General features: G+C 41.8%; 19 protein-coding genes, 1 tRNA gene and 1 pseudogene. 12 read left to right on the top strand and 9 right to left on the bottom strand.

Annotated elements, in window-relative coordinates:
* Positions 1 to 100: 100 nt before the first annotated feature.
* Positions 101 to 820 carry a hypothetical protein gene (locus BV375_RS21265; protein ID WP_086763971.1) on the bottom strand — a complete coding sequence of 240 codons (720 nt, stop codon included), beginning with the start codon at positions 818 to 820 and terminating at the stop codon, positions 101 to 103.
* Between the two features lie 637 nt (positions 821 to 1,457).
* On the opposite strand from BV375_RS21265, the gene BV375_RS21260 reads away from it, so the two are divergent.
* The 6 genes from BV375_RS21260 to BV375_RS21235 all read left to right on the top strand — a co-directional run bounded on the left by BV375_RS21260 (position 1,458) and on the right by BV375_RS21235 (position 6,679).
* A complete protein-coding gene (locus BV375_RS21260) occupies positions 1,458 to 1,982 on the top strand; it encodes a GNAT family N-acetyltransferase (RefSeq protein WP_086763970.1) in 525 nt (174 codons plus the stop codon).
* Between the two features lie 318 nt (positions 1,983 to 2,300).
* Positions 2,301 to 2,374, top strand: a tRNA-Pro gene (locus tag BV375_RS21255).
* Positions 2,375 to 3,033: 659 nt separating this feature from the next.
* Positions 3,034 to 3,864 (top strand): Tic22 family protein, encoded by an 831-nt coding sequence (locus tag BV375_RS21250; RefSeq protein WP_086763969.1) that lies wholly within the window; start codon positions 3,034 to 3,036, stop codon positions 3,862 to 3,864.
* A 9-nt stretch (positions 3,865 to 3,873) separates the two neighbouring features.
* Entirely contained in the window at positions 3,874 to 4,797 is a 924-nt protein-coding gene (prmC, locus tag BV375_RS21245) for a peptide chain release factor N(5)-glutamine methyltransferase (RefSeq protein ID WP_086763968.1), read from the top strand.
* A gap of 72 nt (positions 4,798 to 4,869) precedes the next feature.
* Positions 4,870 to 5,460, top strand: coding sequence for an L-threonylcarbamoyladenylate synthase (locus BV375_RS21240; RefSeq protein WP_086763967.1), 591 nt, complete (start codon positions 4,870 to 4,872; stop codon positions 5,458 to 5,460).
* Positions 5,461 to 5,722: 262 nt separating this feature from the next.
* Positions 5,723 to 6,679, top strand: a complete 957-nt coding sequence (locus tag BV375_RS21235; RefSeq protein ID WP_086763966.1) for a HAMP domain-containing sensor histidine kinase — start codon at positions 5,723 to 5,725, stop codon at positions 6,677 to 6,679.
* On the opposite strand, the gene BV375_RS21230 is transcribed toward BV375_RS21235, so the two are convergent.
* The 7 genes from BV375_RS21230 to hemB form a co-directional block, all read right to left on the bottom strand.
* On the bottom strand, positions 6,621 to 7,091 hold the full coding sequence (locus BV375_RS21230; RefSeq protein ID WP_086763965.1) for a GNAT family N-acetyltransferase: 471 nt from the start codon (positions 7,089 to 7,091) through the stop codon (positions 6,621 to 6,623). The genes BV375_RS21235 and BV375_RS21230 overlap by 59 nt on opposite strands.
* A 629-nt stretch (positions 7,092 to 7,720) precedes the next feature.
* Positions 7,721 to 8,155, bottom strand: coding sequence for a hypothetical protein (locus tag BV375_RS21220; RefSeq protein WP_086763963.1), 435 nt, complete (start codon positions 8,153 to 8,155; stop codon positions 7,721 to 7,723).
* A 166-nt stretch (positions 8,156 to 8,321) separates the two neighbouring features.
* On the bottom strand, positions 8,322 to 9,299 hold the full coding sequence (secF, locus tag BV375_RS21215; RefSeq protein ID WP_086763962.1) for a protein translocase subunit SecF: 978 nt from the start codon (positions 9,297 to 9,299) through the stop codon (positions 8,322 to 8,324).
* Complete coding sequence (gene secD, locus BV375_RS21210; protein WP_086763961.1) at positions 9,296 to 10,708, bottom strand: protein translocase subunit SecD; 1,413 nt, start codon at positions 10,706 to 10,708, stop codon at positions 9,296 to 9,298. Before secD ends, secF begins: the two co-directional genes overlap by 4 nt.
* A gap of 177 nt (positions 10,709 to 10,885) precedes the next feature.
* Complete coding sequence (locus tag BV375_RS21205) at positions 10,886 to 11,869, bottom strand: alpha-ketoacid dehydrogenase subunit beta (protein WP_086763960.1); 984 nt, start codon at positions 11,867 to 11,869, stop codon at positions 10,886 to 10,888.
* A gap of 1,156 nt (positions 11,870 to 13,025) precedes the next feature.
* Positions 13,026 to 13,316 (bottom strand): helix-turn-helix transcriptional regulator, encoded by a 291-nt coding sequence (locus tag BV375_RS21200; protein ID WP_086763959.1) that lies wholly within the window; start codon positions 13,314 to 13,316, stop codon positions 13,026 to 13,028.
* Between the two features lie 533 nt (positions 13,317 to 13,849).
* Positions 13,850 to 14,830, bottom strand: a complete 981-nt coding sequence (gene hemB / locus BV375_RS21195; RefSeq protein WP_086763957.1) for a porphobilinogen synthase — start codon at positions 14,828 to 14,830, stop codon at positions 13,850 to 13,852.
* A gap of 8 nt (positions 14,831 to 14,838) precedes the next feature.
* Between hemB and BV375_RS21190 the strand changes: the two genes are divergently transcribed.
* Complete coding sequence (locus BV375_RS21190) at positions 14,839 to 15,063, top strand: hypothetical protein (RefSeq protein WP_086763955.1); 225 nt, start codon at positions 14,839 to 14,841, stop codon at positions 15,061 to 15,063.
* Positions 15,064 to 15,186: 123 nt separating this feature from the next.
* On the opposite strand, the pseudogene BV375_RS21185 reads toward BV375_RS21190, so the two are convergent.
* Positions 15,187 to 15,414: pseudogene (locus tag BV375_RS21185) on the bottom strand (DUF4870 domain-containing protein); the annotation flags it as partial.
* Between the two features lie 173 nt (positions 15,415 to 15,587).
* Here BV375_RS21185 and prfC point away from each other — a divergent pair.
* From prfC to BV375_RS21160, 5 genes are all read left to right on the top strand, one after another.
* Positions 15,588 to 17,216: a peptide chain release factor 3 gene (gene prfC / locus BV375_RS21180; RefSeq protein WP_086763954.1), complete on the top strand. Its 1,629-nt coding sequence runs from the start codon at positions 15,588 to 15,590 to the stop codon at positions 17,214 to 17,216.
* A 93-nt stretch (positions 17,217 to 17,309) separates the two neighbouring features.
* Entirely contained in the window at positions 17,310 to 19,541 is a 2,232-nt protein-coding gene (locus BV375_RS21175) for a M48 family metalloprotease (protein WP_086763952.1), read from the top strand.
* 647 nt (positions 19,542 to 20,188) lie between these two features.
* Positions 20,189 to 20,695, top strand: a complete 507-nt coding sequence (locus BV375_RS21170; protein WP_086763950.1) for an RNA-binding protein — start codon at positions 20,189 to 20,191, stop codon at positions 20,693 to 20,695.
* 549 nt (positions 20,696 to 21,244) lie between these two features.
* Positions 21,245 to 23,107, top strand: a complete 1,863-nt coding sequence (locus BV375_RS21165; protein ID WP_086763948.1) for a response regulator — start codon at positions 21,245 to 21,247, stop codon at positions 23,105 to 23,107.
* A gap of 13 nt (positions 23,108 to 23,120) precedes the next feature.
* Positions 23,121 to 23,501 (top strand): response regulator, encoded by a 381-nt coding sequence (locus tag BV375_RS21160; RefSeq protein WP_086763946.1) that lies wholly within the window; start codon positions 23,121 to 23,123, stop codon positions 23,499 to 23,501.
* The last annotated feature ends 167 nt before the right edge of the window (positions 23,502 to 23,668 follow it).

Raw genomic sequence — 23,668 nt, 5'->3', positions numbered from 1 at the left:
CTTTAAGGACGGGTACGACTAGATATGGAGTTTAGAAAAGATATAGTGCCTCTCAAGGCGGCTTGCCAGAAAGAAAAAATTTGATAATTCATAGTTCAAGTCATTTACCTAGTAACCTCTGTCGCACACCTTCAGCAATTTTATGACCCAAATATTCAGGAATGAGACTTTCATTTGGCCCCAACAAGTAGAGAATTAGCCGTGTACGTCCGCGCCAAACTAGCAAGTTGGCATTGACTACCAGCAGGTCTTCTTGCCAGATAGCGTACATTACTTTGTAGAATAATCCCGGTTGATTATCGGCTTCAATAACTAAAGCCGGAAGATGAAAGACTGGATCGACATAAAACTCTGTCTGTACTTGCTCTAAGCCTGTATCGAGGTTAAATTCTACAGCCAGCATTTCTTCTACCTCAAACCGCCCTCCTAAAGCCTCGCGAATTGCCCGACAGACATTCTCTGCGGTTTTATCAGTCAAGGCTTTACTACCACGAGATACCAGTAGTTTGATAAAAACTAACATTGGCGGTCGGATCTGACCGTATAGACTTAGACCGTGAATAGTCAACCCATAAGCAGCGAGTACACCAAAAATATCGCTGAGGAGAAAAGACTGGTTACGGTAAGCAAAATGCAAGGCGCTTTTGCTACCTTCCGGTTTCAGCTCAATAACGGCGCGTCTAGTTTTATAGAGACGATAAGCTAGTCGTAAATTTTGCAGTTGAATCTCACTGCTAACAAACTGTTCATAAAACTGGGGAAACGCTCTATTAAAGCGCTTTAGGAGTTCCAGAGTCGAAGATTTTAAACCAGAAGCCATCTTGGGTGGTAAGACTCGCGAGATTTGTCACTAGGGGACTGGGGACTAGGAAGATTGGGAAACTTTACAAAGAATTTCGCTTGCTTAAAAGCATCAGATCTTGTGTGTCTCACTAAACGTTTCCACACAAATCTTTCTTTTTCATATCTAAAGATAGAGGCGGGCGACAAATTATTTCCCAATCTCCAGCATACTGTTGGTCAATTAACAAAGGGTATTACCCCTCGCAATATTCGCACTCAGGACTTTCAAAGATGCCATTGTTGATCGTGAACAATTTCGGCTTTTAACTGCCCGAATGCTTGACTTTGTGCTGACTTACCTTATAAAGGAGTCTTATTCTAGATTAATTTGCCAAACAATCCTCCAGTCGCTAATCCCTAATCCTTGTTTTTATATAAAATTCACTCTCTTATTTTTCCCTTTTGGTGAATTTCTCCTAGCTTTACAACAAAATGCTAAAGTTGAAAATGATTGGTGTGAAACACCCCTTAGCAGCCTGTATCCATTGATAACCCTAAAATCACCAAAAAATCTTGAGTGTGAGGGGCAGTAGATGGAAATAGCTTTGTTAGAAGTGAATCGCCACTTTTAATAGTGGAAGCCAATTCAGTTATACTACCCGAACCACGTTGGCATGGGTTTTTGGAAAACTTGGTTTAGTACTTCTGAATCTACAGCGACAACCAGAACAGCTCCCTTAGAAGAGATGAGCGCAGAAGTTACGGGCAATGGCCCTAATGGTGATCGCATCGTCTTCAGCACAGAGCGAGATATAGATTTGTATGAACTCGAAGAACTCTGTGATGCTGTTGGTTGGTCACGTCGCCCTCTAAGAAAAGTAAAAAAAGCTATTGAGCATAGTTTTCTCGTTGCCTCAATGTGGCAAGTCCGAGGAAACCAAAGGCGGCTTATTGGTTTTGCGCGTGCTACTTCAGATCACGCTTTTAATGCCACTATCTGGGATGTAGTCGTTCACCCTGACTTTCAAGGTAAAGGGCTGGGTAAAGCACTGATGAAATACGTGCTGAAAAAACTTAGGAGTGAAGAGATTAGCAATGTCACTCTCTTCGCTGACCCTCATGTTGTTGACTTCTACCGGACTATGGGTTTTATGGCTGATCCAGAAGGCATAAAAGGGATGTTTTGGTATCCTCACTAAATACTTTATATAAATAAAACAGCTTGCCACCCAAAATTTAGTTATAATAGCCAAAGTCTACTAAAAGTTAGTCTCAAAGATTTGACCGATAGAGCAGCAACTAACTGCATTGTTGAGCAAAGTCGGCAACTAAAAGCAAAACTACTCTTGCTTTTGCAAAAGCAAAAAAACTGAGTAAATATCAGCTAACTCTGATATAATCAGATTAATGCTTTGTTAAAATTGGCAAAGTACGGTTGATTGCTGTGTGGCAGCCAAATTCTGAAGCTTAGTCTAGTCTAAGGGTAAAGCGCACCACTGAAAAGTAGATAGATTAACCGGGATGTAGCGCAGCTTGGTAGCGCGCCTGCTTTGGGAGCAGGATGCCGCAGGTTCAAATCCTGTCATCCCGATCTTAGCGTTTAAATCAAAACCGTAGATCCATTACTGGAACTGCGGTTTTTTTAATGTCCAATAAGAAAAAACAATAGTTAATTAGGGTTTCTTTTTGGTAAATAGCTGTGCTTCTAAATTAGATATTTTTTCGGAGTAATCTAATTTGCCTAACCTGGTCTTAAGCTATTGTGCAAGCTATCATAGACAAATTTGCCCCTAGTACAAAGTAATTTACCAATTGAATTTTATATACATTTACCTAAATTTGAGTAGATATTAAATTAAAGGCAATTGGAACGATTCACTATATAATGGCGTCATTTATAGCTAGGGAAAGACAATCAAATGACATTTAGCACTGAAATAATTTGAGCAGTTTGTCGCTACTGGATAGCGCTATATAAAAAGCATCTACTACATTTTGCTCTGCACTGCAAAAATAGCCAGAGAGACATTGATAAAAAGACTATTTAAGCACTATCAATGGCTGAAAGCGATACTATAGCAATCCTAAATGCCCAGTAAATATCACTTCTTGAGGTTGTCTATTTACATTCAATAGTCACCACAAATTTTTCACATTTTTAAGGGATTGCTATATAACTAAAACAAGTTGGGGCTGTGCAAACCCAACTATTTGTCTAACTTAATAGAATTGTTGACACGAGGAGTAGTCATGAAATCATTAGTTCGCTGGGGCGCAACATTAGGTTTAGTTGGAAGTACAATGCTTGGAACAGTCTTTGCTGGAAATATTCCAGTGCTGGCATTGTCAGAACAACAAATCAAAGATAAATTAGACTCAGTACCTGTATATCTAGTTACAAATGAAAAGGGACTGCCACTTAGTCGTCCCCTGCCCGAAAATCAAAATGGGCAAAAAGCAGGTGGCTCAGTGACAGGAGTTTATCTGAGTCGGCAAGAAGCTCAAAAGTTTATCAACGATTTGCGGAATACGCAAGGAAAAGACCCAAAAGTCCAAGAAATTGTCAAAAGCCTGCAAGTAACAGCAGTACCTCTGGGAGTAATTTATCAGCAATTACAACAAAGCAAAAATCAGCCCAACCGTCTTTTATTTGCCTTTAAACCAGTAGATCAGGAAATACAAGGCGCGGTGGACTTACTGCGCCAAAGTGGTCAAAAGGTAGATCAGTTTAAGAGCGTGCCAGTATTTGCAGTTAGATTTGCACCAGATAAGGGATATGTACCAATTAAACTGACCTCTGACAATCAGCAACTGATTCCTTTGTTTTTAAGTAAGCAAGACGCCCAAGGTTTATTAAACCAAGTGAAGCCTAAATATCCCAAAGCAGATATTCAGGTGATCGATGTAGATGGAGTTATTAAAACTTTGCAGGATAAAAATGATACTTGGCTCAATCAAGTTGTCTTAGTGCCATCGCCAGAGTCTAGAGAATATATTAAGACCCTGCCTAGAGATAATAATGCACCTAAGGCTCCTGCGGCTCCCAATCGGAATAATACACAACCTAAAAAGCCTAGGTAATGTTGAGGTATGGCGGATACACAGCCAAAAGTAGTTTCTGGTTTACAACTTTGGCAGTGGCGTCATAGGGCAATTCAAGCTGCGATCGCCACAGATGTGCCAGTAGCGGAAGTTGATTGGTTACTACAAGAGGTAGCTAGTTTAGATCGCTTGGCACTGCGTTTAGAATCTTACAAAAATTGGCCGCAAATTCAACTGGAGTTGCCTTTAGAAGATTTAGAGCAGTTGTGGCAAAGGCGGTTACACGATCGCTTGCCAGTGCAATACATCGCGGGAGTTTCACCTTGGCGACAGTTTAAAATCGCCGTTTCGAGCGCAGTTTTGATTCCTAGACCAGAAACAGAATGCTTGATTGATTTAGCTGTAACCGCCACAAATCATAGTGAAGCAATCCCAGCTTTACAGCAAGGGCAATGGGTGGACTTGGGTACTGGTAGTGGGGCGATCGCTCTAGGGCTAGCAAATGTCTTTCCAGAGTCCACCATTCACGCCGTAGATTACAGTTCAGAAGCTCTGGCGATCGCAGCGGCAAATGCCCAAAATTTGGGATTTGCTGACCGGATTCGATTTTATCAAGGTTACTGGTGGGAGCCACTCACATTCCTCAAAGGTCAATTCAGTGGTATGGTTTCCAATCCGCCTTATATCCCCACCAGCATCCTACCTACACTACAACCAGAAGTAACTTTCCATGAACCACATTTAGCGTTAGATGGTGGTGCTGATGGTTTGGATTGCATCCGTCATTTGATTGAAATTTCTCCTAGTTATTTACGACCTGGTGGTATATGGTTGATTGAGATGATGGCAGGGCAGGCAGATAGGGTAAAAGAAATTCTGCAAAATCATGGTAGCTATAGTAATATCGAAATTCACTCTGATTTAGCTGGAATAGAACGCTTTGCCCTAGCTTATGTTAATGCTGAGTGTTGAGCGATCGCAGTTTTTATTGAGTGTGCTGCAAACCAGTGTATGTATTAATTGTTAACTCTGCACTCGTTTAACATGACACTAGTTTCCTTGGATGCTCTAGTAGCTGGCGCACGCGCTGGTTTATTAGTGAGCTTTCCCACAGATACCGTTCCCGCACTCGCAGCTTTACCAACACAAGCAGCTTTAATATTTGCTGCTAAACAACGCAGTCAAGATAAACCTTTAATTTTGATGGCAGCTAGCGGCCCTGATTTGTGGCCTTATGTTCAAGGTAGCGATCGCGAGTACAAAATTTGGCAGGAATTAACAGATAAATACTGGCCAGGTGGGCTGACGTTGGTTTTGCCAGCGTCAGCCTTAGTACCAAAAGTGATGAACCCAACTGACCCAACAACAATTGGTATTAGAGTTCCTGCAAATGCGATCGCCCAAAATATTTTGTCCCGAACAGGCCCTTTAGCAACGACTAGCGCTAATGTTTCTGGTCAAGCACCTTTGCAAACGATGGCAGAAATTGAGCAACAATTTCCTGAAGTTTTAACTTTAATAACAACAGAATCTCAAAATGAAGTATCTGCAATGGGCGTACCTTCTACAGTGGCTAAATGGACAGGAATGGATTGGCAAATTTTGCGACAAGGTGCTATAAAGTTAAATTTTTAGCCATAAATTTATAAGTATTTATAAAAATACAGTTTGCTTAAAAGTAGCCTTAACCTGCGTAGAGTTAAGGCTACTTCTATTTAGATAGTAAACTGCTAGGCACAAGGTATAGTATTTTTAATTACGCTAAGTTTCCTGATGTAAAAATTGAAAAATCTGCTATTGCACCTCGAAACTAGAAATGAATAGGTAATCTGAACATCAGGAACTTAATTTTGAATCTTTGTGGTCAAAGAATAAAGCTGAATAATTGTCAAATATTATGAATTGGAATAATTGGGTGTATTTAGGAGCAGGGCTGTTATTAGGGATAAGTTTCCGTTGGTTATTTGCACGCTCTACCAACGCCACACTTAGCTCATCTCTAACAACAACAACAGAGCCAAAAGATTCATCCCCAGCTTTGCAACGGTTGCAGGAAACGCAGTTAGCATACCAAATGGCCAAGGAGATGAGCCAGTTTAAAGCAGGTTTTCTGGCGCGAACTACTCATGAATTGCGATCGCCTCTCAATGGTCTAATTGGTTTACATCAATTAATTTTGTCGAATTTGTGTGAAAATCCAGAGGAAGAGAGAGAATTTATTGCCCAAGCTCACGAAAGAGCGTTGAAGTTGCTCAAACTCATCGATGAAATTCTTAACGTTGCCAGAGTTGAACATGGCACTAACAAATTAGATATTCAACCTCTATCCTTAAATGAACTTTTGCAGGAAGTTTATAAGTTAACTTATATGCTGGCGGCGAATCGCAACTTTTCTCTTCAAGTGTCGCCTCCAGACTTAGAAATTTATGTTTTGGCAGATCCTCGGTGGCTACGCCAAGTATTGCTAAATTTAGTAGACACCGCCATTACCCAGATGGAAGAAGGCAAAATCTCTATTTCTACTAACCCTTCACCTACGAAAAATTCTGCGTATATTTGGCTGGATATACCAGTTCATGCTCTGCCTTGGAGTGAATCTATCGATTTTATTAAATCTATAGATTTTATCCAGGCTGAAGACAAACCTGTTTTAACTGACAAAGGAAATCCGAATCTTTCACCAGGAATGAAGCTTTTACTGAATCAAACTCTCGTGGAAGTGATGGGAGGAAAGCTGGAAGTTATAGCTCCCACTACTCAGGCAGGAAATGATCAATTTACTAGGCTGCAAGTGTCTATCCCCCTCGTAATTCCTGAAGCTGAATTTCTTCAGACGGGAGCGAATCAAGGTTAGGTTGGTTGTGTAACACCATAGTGGTACTTGTATTGGACTGAAAACCAATTTTTTCATAGAATCCCTGCTGGTGAGTGGTCATAAGATAAACACGCTCAACCCACCTCATCCGAGGATGGCTCAAAACAGTTTCGACTAATTTGCTTCCTAATCCTGTACCACGATACTCTGGATGAATCACAACATCCCAAATCGTGGCGCGATATATACCATCGGAAGTTGCTCTAGCAAAGCCAACGAGTTGGTTTCCATCCCATACAGAAATTACCGGATCGCTGTTGGTAATAGCTATACTCAAATCCTCAATACTACGTCCTTTTGCCCAGAAAGCAGAAATATCAAACAGCTGTCGCAGTTGATAAAGGTCAATTTCAGACTTGTGATCGCTAAATTGAATTTGAGGATAGTTCATGTACAACACCCGATTTTCACAGTATCTTTACTACCGTTAATACCAATTTTGGTAAATTTACTACAGATAAATTTTTGTCTCTGCTTATCTCCGTGACATTGCGTCATCATCTGTAGCCAAATTCAAAAAAGTTAGTATAAATCAGATTTTGCCAGATAGCGCTCGTCGTGTACATATTTAGCAGTTTGCAGTTGAGTGTCATCCAAATTTTTATCTTGGGCGAACTTATACCATTTTGGATTTTAGATTTTGCGAAAAGTTGAGCCAGTGCGCCCTTACGGGTTTCCCGGCTTAAAGCAACTGGCGTTGCGTGGTGAGGCAATGCGGTCTTGGGGGTTTCCCCCATGAGCAATTGCCGAAAGGGTTTCCCAACTTGAGCAAACTTTTCAAGCTAGATTTTGGAGCCACTGCGTTGCGCGGGTTCCCAAGGCACTCCGTTGGGCGGCTCCGCCGACTTGTAGACACCCGGAGGGTGTCTTCCCGCAGGGTAGGAAGTGCCGCCGCGTTGTAGCAAGTGGCGTGATTGTGAAACATCTATTGGATAAGCATTTCAGATTTCCATCTGTCGCAATCATTTTTCAAATTGGTATTATTTGTTAGCGAGTTCTCAGACTTTTAATTTCTCATGTTTAATTTTTAATTTGCCGCAGAGGTTGGCAAACCCACTTCCACAGAGGATGAGTTGGTCCCTGCTGGCGTATCCGAAAAACTTGCTTTTCTAAGCGTTGCTTTTCTTGCGGTGGTAACCCTAGGAGGATATTGCGACTTTGCCAAATTAAAACAGCAGTTGTCATCCCGATACAAAAAGCTAAACCAAAGGTAGACAGTGGATGGTAGAAGAGTCCATATCGCACCGCCACCCAGGTAAAGTATTGTTGCCATAGAGCAATTTCAGGTTGTAGGTTCCACAAGCAAAGAGGTGCAATGGTGAGCCACAAGCAACCAACAAACAACCACCGACCGTAGACTGTCAGCTGATGTAGCCTTTCCACCTGTTGAGCAAAAGCTGGGTCAGAATTGTCAAAATTATCACCATTAAGTGACGGTTGTTCTGATTGATCCATAGAACGTAAAACGGCAAAATATGGGTTATACCAATTTGGAATTTGAGATTTTTAATTGGGAATATTGATGTTTAGGATGTTTCACCAATTTGGAATCATCCAATTTATCGCAATTTGGTATCAGCAATTCAAAATGCTTTCACCCAGTGAGGAAATATACACCAGCTTAAGTCTCTTGAGAACTGGCAGAGGTATCAGTTGTTTGGGTAGTTGCTACCGTGAGAGATTGACCTGTACGTTCTCGCCACCAAGCAAGCAGAGTACTGGCAATGAAAATACTAGAATAAGCTCCCATTGTGAAGCCAATAATCAAGGCTAGGGAAAAATTTCTGAGAGTTTCTCCGCCAAACAGAAAGATAGCCAATAATGTCAGCAATACAGTTAAGGTCGTATTGATTGACCGAGTTAAAGTTTGGTTCACTGCATCATCGACAATCTCAGCAATTGGTCTTCCAGGATGAGTTTTGATAGTTTCGCGAATGCGATCGTAAATTACGACTGTATCATTTACTGAGAAACCTGTAATCGTCAGCAAGGCCACAATAAATAAACTATCTGCCTCAATACCCAGTACTAAACCCAAAATTGAGAAAGCCCCTACTGTGATTAAGATATCGTGGAATAAGGCAACGATCGCAAAAATGGCATAGTCCAGCTGGAAGCGGAAGGCCATGTAAACAGTGATTCCCACGAAGGATACAATCAAAGCCAATACACCAGACCTAAATAACTCTTTTCCCAAAGTCGGACCAACTGAGTCAATTTGGTTTTTTTGCGGATCAAACTCACCAATTTTTTCGCTTAAGGTATTTCGCAATTTGGTGCGCTGATCGGCATCAAGGTTTTTTGTGCGAATTAAGATCCCGTTATTACCAACAAGTTGAATACTGCTATCACCCAGACCTTGTTCTTTAGCAACATCCCGAACAGCACCGATATCAATGGGTTTGTCGCAGTTACCAGGTTTGGTACAATCGCGTTCAAATTGCAACCGCGTACCACCGACGAAATCCAAACTAGGGCGTAGGGGTGCTCTAATATTTGGGTTTTGCCAAGAAATCACCATTGAGATGATACCGCTGAGAATGATGACGGAAGAAATAGTCCACCATAGCGATCGCGATTTGTTTATACTCAGTTTCATTGAGCCACCTCTGCCTTATTTGCAACTGGCAGGTTAGGACAGTAAAGTTCTGTCTTCCGCAACGAGGAAATAGAAATTGCCACAAATAACAATGTGCGACTACAGGTTATTGCCGTAAACATACTTACTGCTACCCCTAAAGCCAGAGTTAGGGCAAAGCCTTTTACTAAGCCAGAACCTAGCCAAAACAGAGCAGCACAAGCAATCCATGTGGTCACGTTGCTGTCTAAAATACTGGAAAATGCTCGGTAAAAACCAGACTCCACAGAACGATACAGTGATTTACCTGCTCTTAATTCTTCCCGCGTGCGCTCAAAAATTAGCACGTTGGCATCAACCGCCATACCGATACTGAGGATGAAACCGGCAATTCCTGGCAAAGTCAAAGTTACGCCCAACAAGGCAAAGCAAGCCCAAGTCAACAAAGAGTAAATTATTAATGCCACATCCGCAATTAGTCCTGGTAGTCGATAGTACACTACCATAAATATTAAGACTAAAGCCAAACCACCAATGCCCGCGTAGATACTGCTTTGAATGCTGTCTTTACCTAAGGTGGCCCCTACTGTCCGTCTTTCAGCAATTTCTACTGGTACGGGTAATGCACCACCACGGAGTTGCACACCCAAGTCATTAGCTTGTTGGGCGGTAAACCTACCTGTAATCACAGCAGCACCACCAGTAATACCTGCGGCGGCAAATTCCGGGCCAACACTAGGAGAACTGATCAGTTCGTTATCTAGAAAAATTCCAATGCCACGTCCCGTACCTGCGAGACTTTTAGTTAGTTCGGCAAACAGTTGACCACCCTGTGAATTGAAGCGAATGGCAACATTCCAGTTGTTACCTTGGGTGGGTTCGCCATAGGCATTCTCAAGATATTTACCGATTAGGGGTGGGTTGGTACTTTCAAACAATTCTACGATCGCTTGATTATTTTTCTGCAACTCTTCTTGATTTTTGGCGATTGCAGCACTGTCGTTGCTAGTCCTCAATTCTTGCTGCTTGGCTTTTAGTTCGGCACGAGATGCTTGAAAAGCAAACAGTTGAGTTTCTGTACCCGACTTTTGTTTGCGAAATTCTAACTGTGCTGTACCTCCTAGTACCCGTTCTGCTTGTTCTGGATCGTTAACCCCTGGAAGCTGCACTAGGATTTTGTCTGCGCCGACAGTTTGAATCACTGGTTCGGAAACGCCAAGTCCGTTAATCCGTCCCTCAACTACCTTCTTTACGCCTTCCAATTCTTTTTCGGTGATTTGCTTAATTTCTGCTGTGGGTTTCACCTGAATTGTTAGCTGTGAGCCTCCCCGCAAATCTAGTCCCAAAGGTATGGGAATTGTGAGAATCACCGCAATAGCGGCAATAATCAACACTACAATTAAAGCTAATAGCGATCGCTGTCTCTGCATACCATAACTCGCAACTGACAAAGGCTATAATAGCGCTCTTTTAAAGAGTTATGAGTTATTAGTTATCAGTGAAAATTGTGATTAGCGATGGGGAATGAGTCATACGGCATTGGGCATATTTGATTAAGTTTTTTATCCAATTCCCAGTTCCTAGTAACCCATCCCCTATCTGTTGATTTACACTCGCATAGCCACCATTTTTTCTACAGCTTCCACTATTTGTTCTGGTTGGACAATTGTCAGTCGTTCCAGATTACCGTTGTAAGGCGTGGGAATATCTTGGGATGACAGGCGCAACACTGGCGCATCCAATTCATCAAACAAGCGGTCATTAATGGAAGCGATGACTTCTGCTCCAATACCTGCTGTACGCATGGCCTCTTCCACCACAATTACGCGATGGGTTTTGCGGATCGAGGCACCTATGGTATCAAAGTCTAATGGCTTCAGTGATATTAAATCAATAACTTCCGGGTCGTAACCTTGTTTTTCTAAAGTTTTCACGGCTTGCAATACGTGATGGCGCATCCGTGAATAAGTGAGAATTGTGACATCTTTACCAGGACGCACAACTTCTGCTTTATCTAAAGGAAGTAAGTATTCTTCTTCTGGCAGATCTTCTTTTAAGTTGTAAAGCAGAACGTGTTCAAAGAACAGCACTGGGTTATCATCGCGAATTGCTGATTTCAGCAGCCCTTTGGCATTGTAAGGTGTAGAACAGGCAACAATTTTTAACCCAGGAACGGCTTGAAAGTAGGTTTCTAGTCGTTGCGAATGTTCTGCGCCTAGTTGTCTACCTACACCGCCAGGGCCTCGAATCACCATTGGAATTTTAAAATTACCGCCGGAAGTATAGCGCAACATCCCAGCGTTATTGGAGATTTGGTTAAAGGCAAGTAGCAAAAAACCCATGTTCATACCTTCGATGATCGGTCTTAACCCAGTCATCGCTGCTCCTACTGCCATGCCTGTAAAGCTATTTTCGGCGATGGGGGTGTCGAGAACTCTCAGGTCACCATACTTTTTGTAAAGGTCTTTGGTAACTTTGTAGGAACCGCCGTAGTGTCCTACGTCTTCACCAAGAACGAATACACTGGAATCACGTGCCATTTCTTCATCAATGGCTTCACGGAGGGCGTTAAAGAAAAGAGTTTCTGCCATTTAAACCTTTAGTACGACTATCGTTTTAGAATCTTATCGCGCCGCCGTGGCAAATACCGTGAGCGATCGCACTAGTTAGAAATTGGTTTTTTCACAAGTTACTACTTGAGGCGAACAGTTCAGAAAGGGTTAAAGGTACAAATATTCTTCCTTTTCCTTGTCGTTTCACCATTTCAATATTAGACCTAATTGCTATTCTGTTTTCAAGTTTCTCCCTATGGTAGAAAGAGCAGTAAATATACTGTAATCAATGCGGAGGATTCACAAAGTAGCATTTATATATACTGATAAGACTGCTAACTATGCTGCAATAATTTAGCTACTAAGAAAATGAGTAGATCCGAATTTTTTAAGTTGCCCAAATCTACTAAGCCTCTAATTTTACTGTTATTAGGTTTAATACCTTGGTTGTATTAAGCTACAAAGCATATCGGATATAACAGGAATTATTTTGCCAACGTACTGTTTCTCGTGCAATCAATAGACCTCTTGCAAAAGTTACTTTTGCAAGAGGGGGTAAAGGGAAAAGGTTAAAGGTAAAAGGGTTTTTATGAGCCGCTTTCCCCTTTACCCCTTACCCTTTTCCCTACTTCTGCAAGAAGTCCAATATCGAAACTCCTGGTAATGTTCCAAGCCGACTTTAAGTGGATTTCAACCACTTAACGGTAAGCCTTTCTTGATGGCAGACATTAGCTCCCAACAAAACTATTAATAGTCTGATAACGATAAAGAAGCATTGAGCATACGTAATTTTCTATTTTTCAATTCTCAGGAAAAGTCGCTGTAGAAGCTAGTTTTAAAAAATGACTTTCTGTTTCTGCAAGCTGAAAACCTTGGTCGACAAAAACTTCTTGATCCAAACTAATAACCTACTGATTGCAACAGCGACAAAAGCCCGATTTTAAAAGAGTACAAAAGCATAGCGTTTTCTGATGCTTCAGGAGCGAGCAAGTTACATTGAAATCATTCGCTAAGTAGACCAAATATTAGCAACTCATCAATCAAATGAGACAGCGTTGTTAATTTCTTACACATAGAGCCGAAAAAATTTTGTTACTAAAATTAACATCACTGCACGCAAAGCAGTAGTAACGCAGGAACTACCATCACTGGAGTAAGACACAGCCATCAGCCTGAACCTTGACTTAGCAAACAATCAGCTACAAACTGGCGAATCAGTTACTTGAGTTACCGGATTATCTGGAAAGCGTTTAGGTCTTCCTGGTTTGCGTTTATGCCGCTGATTAATTGACTTTTCGCTAGCTGCTGCCAATTCTTCAGGTGTGCATTTAAACAGACGCAAAGCATCTAAATATTTTTTTGGTGTCATTGTGGGTTCAGTACGCCCAGCTTCCCAGTTGCGCACACTAGTTTCACTGATTGCAAGCCTGAAGGCAACCTCTGCACGGCTAAGACCAGCACGTTCTCTCAGGACTTGCATATCCATATTCCATGCTCCCTTGAAAAACTTATATTGTGTTTATTAAATCGATTGACACTTTAATATCAACTGTCGGCAGTATATTAACTATATTCTTTTATAAGCGATCGCCTCCCCCTCTGGCAAACGAGGCAACTTTATGTTTGTGTACTATCTCGTACACAACCTGCTTTCAAAACAACAAAAGTCCGTACCTAACTGTGCTTAATGGTAATGTTCAGTATGTCAAGCCTATGTAAATACTCTAGTTTTGCTGAGCATCTCCATAAAACTTTCAGAAATACATTGTACGCAAATCATTTATTCAGACATTTTTCCTGACTATTCTTAAATCAATCATTTGAGTCTAGTAGTAAATTTGCGCTAGTAAAAGTTTTACTAGCCCTTGAAGATTTAGACATGATGAGGTTAAAAAACATATAAATTTATTCAAACAATAATCTCACGCCCAGATACGAAGACACTAAATCCAGTTTGCGCCTTTATATCTGTACGTGAGATTACAAGATAGCGATCGCTCTTTACATTAGTTTTGTAGCTTAACGCAACCAACGTGCTGCGTCTTTGGCATGGTAGGTCAAAATCAAGTCTGCGCCGGCGCGTTTAAATCCAGTTAAAGTTTCCATGACCACACGCTGTTCATCAATCCAGCCGTTGAGAGCAGCAGCTTTAATCATGGCATACTCGCCCGAAACATTATAGGCAGCAACGGGAAGGTTGCTGGCTTCCTTAACGCGCCAAATGATGTCCATATATGCCAAGGCTGGCTTCACCATCAGCATATCAGCGCCTTCAGCGATATCAAGTTCTATTTCTTTAATCGCTTCGCGGGCGTTACCTGGGTCCATTTGGTAAGTTCTGCGATCGCCAAATTGCGGAGTTGAATCAGCCGCATCTCGAAATGGGCCATAATAAGCCGAAGCATACTTAGCAGCATAGGACAAAATCGGTGTATCTTGGAATCCCGCTTCATCCAAACCCGCACGAATTGCTTGCACAAACCCATCCATCATTCCGGAAGGCGCAATAATATCAGCACCAGCTTTGGCTTGGGAAACTGCTGTTTTTTTCAGTAATTCTAGAGTGGGGTCATTTAATACCCTTCCCGTTAAATCACCAACTTGCAAGTAGCCACAGTGACCATGACTTGTGTATTCACACAGACAAGTATCAGCCACGACAATTAAATCTGGTACTGTTTCCTTCACCGCAGTAGCTGCTTTTTGTACAATCCCACAATCATGCCAAGCACCAGTAGCATCGACATCTTTATCTGCGGGAATACCAAACAGAATGATGGCGGGAATTCCTAGGTCATAAACTTCTTTTGCCTCTTCAACAATTTTGTCTACCGAAAGTTGGTAAACACCAGGCATAGATTTCACTTCATGAGCAATTCCCTCGCCTGGTACTGCAAATAGTGGGTAAATCAAATCACTAGTAGATAAAAGAGTTTCACGTACCATCCGGCGCAGTTGGGGATGGGTACGCAGACGGCGGGGGCGGTGAGTTGGAAACATAAAGTTTTATGAAGAATTACAACGCAAATGGACACAACATAAAGCGTCACAAAAGTAAGGAAAAACCTTACTCAGTTAGGACAGACTACCAGCAGTGCTTAACTGTCCTTTGCCCTACTGTTGATGAAGCTGTGGGGCAATTTCGTATTGTACAGCGTGGCAGACATCTCTTCGACGCACTGCAAAAAAACAAGATTAAAAATCCCCTAAAATTAATTAAACAAATTGGGTAATGAGTAATGGATAAAGTTTGTTTCTCAACTTAAACAATTCTCAATTACCCTGCAAAAATTATTAGTTACCAATTACCATTATTGACGTTAAAAGACTCGGAAACCGAACACATAACGGCATAGTTAATCTAGGTTGCTAATTACCAGGGCAATGGCCGCAATAGTTAGCTCCTGGTGTAGTAGATACCCGATAACTCGCAGGGGAACAGTAAATACAAAGTCAGCCATAGCACTGCTGCAATCTATTGTTCCATAAAGGTATACATTAAAGTCGAAATTAATAGATTCTTTGGCATTTTCTTTGACTACAGACTCATCCGTTAAAAATAATTGGATTATCGAGAAGCCTAGAGATAGAAGCTGAGTATTTTGGCTTGTCTATGCCCTAAATTCCTATCGCTTATTACTTTGTGCAGTTAGTGATCTTACGACCCGATCGCGTGCGCCCTTGTTTTAAGATTAAAAGACTCACCAAACTCGAAAAGAATTAAGTTAAGTTAAATAGCAAGCAAACAAATACACTTATGTCAACTGAACTTCAGTCAGATCTTCAAAAAGCAGTTGAACTTCGTCGCAACTTTGCGATTATTTCTCACCCTGACGCGGGGAAAACGACACTCACTGAAAAGCTCCTATTATATGGAGGCGCAATTCACGAAGCTGGGGCAGTTAAGGCACGTCGGGCCCAACGAAAGGCTACCTCTGACTGGATGGCAATGGAACAACAACGAGGTATTTCCATTACATCCACAGTATTACAATTTGCCTACCAAGGTTGTCAGGTAAATTTGTTAGATACCCCTGGACACCAAGACTTTAGTGAAGATACTTATCGCACTCTTGCCGCAGCAGATAATGCAGTGATGCTGATTGATGCAGCAAAAGGCTTAGAACCTCAAACTCGCAAATTATTTGAAGTCTGTAAGTTACGCGGTATTCCTATCTTTACATTTGTTAATAAACTCGACCGCCCAGGAAGGGAGCCTCTGGAATTGTTGGACGAGATCGAGCAAGAATTGGGATTGCAGACCTATGCAGTCAACTGGCCCATTGGCATGGGCGATCGCTTTAAAGGTGTGTTTGACCGAGATAAACAACAAATCCACCTATTTGAACGTAGCGCCCACGGTAGCAAAGAAGCTAGAGATACGATAGTCGATTTGGGTGATGCCAGAATTGAGGAAATGCTAGAACAGGATCTCTACTATCAACTAAAAAACGACTTAGAACTATTAGAAGGAGTAGGACCGGAACTAGATCTAGATTTGGTACATCAAGGAAAAATGACGCCAGTGTTCTTTGGTAGTGCCATGACCAACTTTGGCGTAGAGCTATTCTTGAATTACTTCTTGGAATATGCCTTGAAACCAGGTAATCACAATAGCAGCGTCGGAGAAGTTCCCCCAACTTACCCAGAGTTTTCTGGGTTTGTTTTCAAACTTCAGGCTAACATGGACCCGAAGCACCGCGATCGCGTGGCCTTTATCCGCGTCTGCACGGGTAAGTTTGAAAAAGATATGACGGTGACTCACGCCCGCACCGGGAAAGTCGTCCGTCTGTCTCGCCCGCAAAAACTCTTTGCTCAAGAGCGAGAATCGATTGATGAAGCTTATCCTGGCGATGTGATTGGTTTGAACAATCCTGGTGTTTTTGCTATTGGCGATACAATTTACACTGGGCAAAAGCTGGAATATGAAGGAATTCCCTACTTCTCGCCAGAATTGTTTGCGACACTGAGGAACCCAAACCCTTCAAAATTTAAGCAATTTCAAAAAGGCATATCGGAATTGCGCGAAGAAGGTGCAGTGCAAATTATGTACTCAACTGATGAAGCCAAACGCGATCCAATTTTAGCGGCGGTAGGTCAGTTGCAGTTTGAGGTAGTGCAGTTTCGCTTACAAAATGAGTATGGCGTGGAAACCCTCTTGGAATTGCTGCCCTATAGCGTCGCCCGTTGGGTCGAAGGCGGTTGGGAAGCTTTGAATAAGGTGGGACGTATATTCAATACCACCACAGTCAAAGACAGCATGGGACGCCCAGTATTGCTATTCCGCAACGAATGGAATTGCCAACAGTTACAGGGAGATCATCCAGAGTTGAAGTTAAGCGCGATCGCCCCAGTATATTCCGGTCAGCAACCAGTGGAGGGATAATTCCGGACGCGATTGATTGGCTAGGGTATCTAAATTCATGCGCTTCGGCGCAAACTTGGATCAGTTAGAAGAGATGGGAGTGCCAGAATTTCTATGCCTTCACATGCCGATTTGTCTTTGGAGGCTGGTTTAGTTGCTCTCAAGCAAGGAAATTATCAAACAGCGATCGCTCAGTTAGAGCCTGTTGCTAGCAATCAGAAAAATGACAATGCTGGCTTGCAAGCCAGGGTTGGTTTAGTGATGGCTTATGCACGCAGTGGCCAAGTCTCAAAAGCGATCGCCCTGTGTGAAAATCTTCTTGAGAGTCCAAATCCGCAAGTTCAAGAGTGGGCAGAACGCGCTCTTGAACATTTAAAAAAACGCCAAAAACGTCAAAATACATCTTCAAATTCTGCAACTGGATTTGTCGCTTTTGATAATTCCAATGTGGATGCTGCTGAATCAAAACAGCAGGGAAAACAGACAGTGGTGAAAGCCGCAAGCTCCATTGGCACTTCATCCACCATACCAGCAGCTGGCTTCCAAAATCCAAATCTAGAAACTCCTGTTGAAGCTAGTAGTTTCATTGGCTCTATTAATCGCCCCCAAGCTAAATCATTCAACATTTATTGGCGTCATGCAGGAAGAGCTAAAGTCTGGCAACCCCTGCATAAGCTGAATTTAATACCTTTAAAATTACTGGCAGCAGGAACATTCATCGCCCTGTTTTGGGTGATGCGGGAAATGCTCCGGCTAGCAATGAGTTTAACCAATCAGATTTTAGTCAAGCTACCTTACGTCAAGCCATTGCAATTTTTATATCGCGATCCAACGGTAGTTTTGCTTGTGGTATTAGCGATCGCAATGGCACTGTCACCTTGGTTACTAGATTGGCTATTGAAAAAATTTTATGGGCAGCAAGAGTTGTCTAAAGATGTTTTGAATGGCTACAGTCGCGAAGCCATTCGAGTACTACAGCGTTCTTGCCAACAGAGAGGTTGGCAGTTTCCCAAACTGCGGATTTTGCCCATCGCTGCTCCAATGGCGCTAACCTATGGTAATCTCACCCGCAATGCCCGAATTGTCGTTAGTCAGGGACTATTAGAACAGCTAGCAGATGATGAAATTGCCGTCATCTATGCTATGCAGTTCGGACAGATTGTACACAGGGATTTTGTGGTGATGTCTGTGGTACTGCTGGTGACAACGATTGTTTACAAGCTTTATCAGCAAATATCAGAGTGGGGCAACAAATTTCAAGGATTATGGCGTTGGCCCGCCATAATTTTAGCTAGTCTCGCTTATGGGATTTGGTGTTTGCTGACGGGTACAGCTTTGTGGTTGTCTAAGTTGCGGCTTTATTATAGCGATCGCTCAGCCTCAGAACTTACCGGAAATCCTAATGCTTTAATTCGCGCTTTACTAAAAATTACCATTGGTGTTGCTGATGATATTGCCAAACAAGAACAAACTAGTTGGCAGTTGGAAAGCTTGAATCTCCTAGCACCAGTTAGCTATCAACAGAGTATCTCTTTGGGTAGTGTAGCTGGTCATATTCCCTTTACATCTTTATTGATGTGGGAAAATTTTAATCCCTATCGTCGTTGGTTTACCCTTAACAACAGTCATCCGTTGATTGGCGATCGCATCCAACGCCTCTGCAAAATCGCTCGTCACTGGCATTTAGAACCAGAACTACATCTTACCAGCGAACAAGCTTTGAGAGGTAACCATCAGTCGTTTTTCTTACAAATAGCTCCTTGGCTGGGTATTCCCTTAGGTTTGTTGTTTGCCGGTCTAATCTGGTTGATGTGGCAGTTGGGATTTGCACTGAAGATTGTGAATCTAAAATGGATATATGAGGATTGGTCTTTTGTTACAGGTTGCTTGCTGATTGGCTTTAGTATCGGTATGGTGATTCGGATGAATGCTTTCTTTCCCGATATCCAAGCTGCTAATGTGCAAACTGATGATCGCCTGCCTAACTTGTTAGCTAATCCATCTGCTATTCCCATCGACAGCATTAATGTCTGCCTTGCTGGTAAGCTATTAGGTCGTCAAGGTGTTGGCAATTGTCTAGCACAAGACTTAATTTTGCAATCTAACATTGGGTTAGTGAAATTGCACCACATTCCCTGGCTGGGGCAATCAATTAATCCTCAAGACTGGATTGGTCGGCAGATTACTGTAGTAGGTTGGTTCCGACGAGGTGCAACCCCCTGGATTGATATCCAATCGCTGCAAACTCAAAACGGTAAAACCATTAACAGCGCTCATCCTATTTGGTCTACTGTCTTAGCTGTTGCAGCCCAGGCATGGGGAGCTTACATTTTCTTGAGAGGTTAAGCGAAGGAGACGAGGTGACGCAGGGACAAGGGAAATCAATCAGAAATGACCAATGCCCACACCAAAAATGTAAAGAAACATTGCAGTTTCTCTGAGCTAGTGTTACATTTATTTACACAATCCCGCTTAATCAACATAACTCAGCACGCTAGCTCAGTTATTAATAGCCAACACTTGCGCCGATCTATTCTTGTATTCTCCCAACACAGCAGTAAACTAACCAGCCATTGGCTGGTTTTTGTTTCATAATATCCCCTGTTGAGAAAAAATGTATTTTATGTTACAATTCTCTTGAACTATAATTGCAGAAATGTATGCGCTGAACTAGCTACGTAGAAAATACCGTGATAATGTAAGGAATGGTGTTTTATTCTGCGAACAGGGGCATAAAATAAAAGTTTACTTTAGTAGTTAGTAAACTATTAATTTACAATTCTTAGAATTAAGGTGGTATGTATTCAAGCGTCGTGTACGCTTTTGTATTAAACAAGCTTGATCCCGACGAAAAATTGTATTGTATAGGTTGACAGTTTTGAGTCGAAAAATTTGTTTATGGCAATTTTGGTCAATAGCATCTATGTAGCAGCCAAAGCCAAGCGATAGTTTTCTCACTTTGCTATTTTTATTCAACTCTGGAGGTATAGTTCATGTCCGTTCGCCTATATATAGGTAATTTGCCAAAAGAAGAAATAGATCGTCAAGAACTGCAAGCAGTTTTTGCTGCCGAAGGTGATGCTGTCACCACAAAACTAATCAAAGACCGCAAAACCGGCAAATGCCGTGGCTTCGGTTTTCTCACGGTCAATAATGATGAACAAGCAGATCAAATTATTGAAAAGTATAATGGTCAGTTGTTCAAAGACACAGCGATCAAGCTAGAGAAGGCATTACCTCGCAACAAAGGTGAGGAGGGTGAGGAGCAAGCTCCTAAAGTCGCCCAGAATGCTGGTGGCGGGACTGCTGCACCTGTTACACATAAAGAAAGCAACCGTCGCGAGAAAAGTTCTAAGAAGCCTCGGCGTGGTGGTGGTAGCAGTAGTGGTGGACGCGACAATACCACAACATCTGACTCAGATGCTATTCGTCCAGATCCCCGTTGGGCTTCTGAATTAGAAAAGCTGAAGCAGATGCTAGCCGCACAAACTACGAATTAATCTTTGCAGGGAGTGTGATTAAAAATTAAAAATCAGATTTTTTTTGATTTTTAATTTTTAATTTCCCATTGTACTTGAATACCAAAGTGTGGAATTCAATAATGTCAGGCTTTTGTGGCCAGAATAGACTCTGCCCTAGGGAGTCTGGTTTTTTTTGTTTAATCAATTAAAAAGTAAATTCCTCTCGCTGGAACTATGTTGTGACAGTAGAGCAAATCCTCAACCATACCAATGATAGATTTGGGGTTTCTGGAAGCGATCGCCAATTTGTAAGTTGTGCTTCCTACAAGATTTTTGCTATTTGCTTTTTGAAATCCGCATAGCGGTTCAGTGCGTTAAAGGGGTTCCTACAGGGTGAGTGACTGTTAATCCCGAGTAGACACGCCTGATAGACATCAAAATTATACTGTTATAAATAATCATTAAAAGTTTTGTGGTAAAGGGAATAATATTCCTAGCAGACAAACTAAATTTGCCTGGATAAACTTAAGTTTTTAAGAATTAAATTTAATATTTATAAAAATTAATACTTGCTTCAGGGAAAATTCTGTGAAAATTCTCTTAATAGAAGATGATAAACAAATAATTTCATTGCTTGTAGAAGCACTTTCAACACTTAATTATCACATTGAGACTACTAACGATGGACAGACTGGACTAGAGTTAGTCAAAGCATTTGATTATAACCTGCTGATATTGGATGTAATGCTTCCAAGACTAGATGGGATTAGTCTTTGTCGCCAAATCCGCTTGGCAGGATATCAAATGCCCATTCTGATGCTGACTGGAAAGGAAGACATTAGCGCACGCGTCATTGGATTAGAGGCGGGTGCTGATGATTATATTATCAAGCCTTTTGAGTTGTCAGAGCTAATAGCAAGAATTCGGGCGTTAATGCGGCGAGGAAAAGCTATTTTAGCAAAAGCACTAATTTGGGAGAACTTAGAGCTTGATACGAATATCAAAGAAGTCATGTATGCAGGAAAGCGCCTGCACCTCACACCTAAAGAGTATGGTCTATTAGAACTTTTTCTGGAAAATCCCCGTAGGATATTTAGTAGAAGTGTCTTACTAGATAGAATTTGGTCTGCGGATGAGTTTCCTGGGGAAGAGGCTGTGACAACCCACATTAAGGGTTTAAGACAGAAGCTAAAAGCTGTGGGAATGACCGCAGATTTAATCGAAACAGTTTATGGATTGGGTTATCGGCTAAAAGAAGAACCCAAGCACTCAAATAGCAAAACAATTTACAATTCGGAATTAGCAGAGACAGGGCAAGCCGAAGCCAAGATTATGGCTGTAGTGGCAAAGATGCGGGAAGAGTTTCAGAAGAGTTTTCCAGAAAAGTTTGAGTTATTAGAACAAGCGATCGCTCAGTTATCAAGTGTAAATCCAGACAAAAGTATACTCAAGCAAGCACAAGCAGAAGCCCATCGCCTAGCAGGTTCTTTGGGATGTTACGGATTTTTGGAAGGTTCTAAGGTAGGGCGGGAAATAGAACAGTTGCTAGACAAACATACCACTCCTCACCAAAGTATGGCTTTAAAGTTGGCGGAGTTAGTCAATTTGTTGAAACAAACATTGCAGCAACAGCCATGTTCACCTGCTAACCCTAGCAGCTCACAAACTAAACCGACACAACTGCTAATTGTTGACGACGATACCACACTCACTGAACATATTAAATTACAAGCACTATTGTGGGGTTTTCACGTAGAGGTAGCAGCAAATCCAAAAATAGCGAGAACTATACTGGCTCTAAATTCTCCCGAAGTTATCTTACTAGAGCTATCATTTCCTGACCAAGAGGAGAATGGTTTCACCCTTCTAGAGGAACTAACACAGAATCATCCGGAAATTCCAGTTTTAGTATTTACTAACAGTAATCAACTGCACAACAGAGTAGAAGCTGCACGTTTAGGCGCACAAAGCTTTTTAAACAAAACTATGTCTGTTGTTGAAGTACTCACAGCAGTCAACATAGTGTTCAACCAACAAATTACCACCGATGCCAAAGTTTTAGTGGTGGATGACGATCCTTTAGTGCTACATCAAGTCAGCACTTTGCTATCGCCTTGGGGACTGCAAGCAATACCATTACAAGAGCCTCAAAAATTGTGGGAAGTATTGGAATCGATTAAACCCGATCTGCTAATTTTAGATATTGAGATGCCATATTTTAATGGTATAGAGCTATGTCAAGCAATACGTGGCGATCGCTTTTGGAGTCGCTTACCTATATTATTTCTCTCCGCTCATTTTGAACCAGAAATCCTATATAAAGTTTATGCTGTCGGAGCCGATGACTATGTAAGGAAGCCAATTGTCGAACCAGAATTAGTTGCCCGAATATTAAATAGGTTAGAACGGACACATCTTAGAAATAAATTATTGCATAAATATTTCCAGTAGCCAGTTTGATACCATGCTCGCAAAACGTATCTTAGTAATTGATGATGAAAAAAATCTCTGTACAGTAATTAAGGCCTGTTTAGAAAATATCGGACGTTGGCAAGTCTTAGTAGCACAGTCTGGTAGTGAAGGCTTAGCTTTAGCTCAAACTGAACATCCTGATGCCATTCTCTTAGATGTAATGATGCCAGATATAGACGGAATGGCACTTTTCCAGAGATTGCAAGATAATTCGACTACCAGGGAAATTCCAGTTATTTTACTAACCGCTAAAGTACAGACAGTAGACTTAAATGAATTTTCTCAGTTAGGAGTCGCGGGAGTAATTGCTAAACCATTTGACCCTTTGCGTTTATCGGAACTAGTTGCAAGCAGTCTGGGATGGCAGTTGTAAAGGGGAGCATCCCACTTTTTTGAACGTCATTGCGAGCGGAGCGAAGCAATCGCATGGACTCGTTCTTAGTTGAAGATTTTGTGATTGCTACCCTTCGGGAAGGCTCCGCCTACGTCGTTCCTCCTCTCTACGAGACGCTACGCGCTAAGCGAAGCTATGCCGTAGGC

This window comes from Nostoc sp. 106C (assembly GCF_002154725.1).
GTDB lineage: Bacteria > Cyanobacteriota > Cyanobacteriia > Cyanobacteriales > Nostocaceae > Aulosira.
This window is presented reverse-complemented; position numbering and strand designations above follow the sequence as displayed.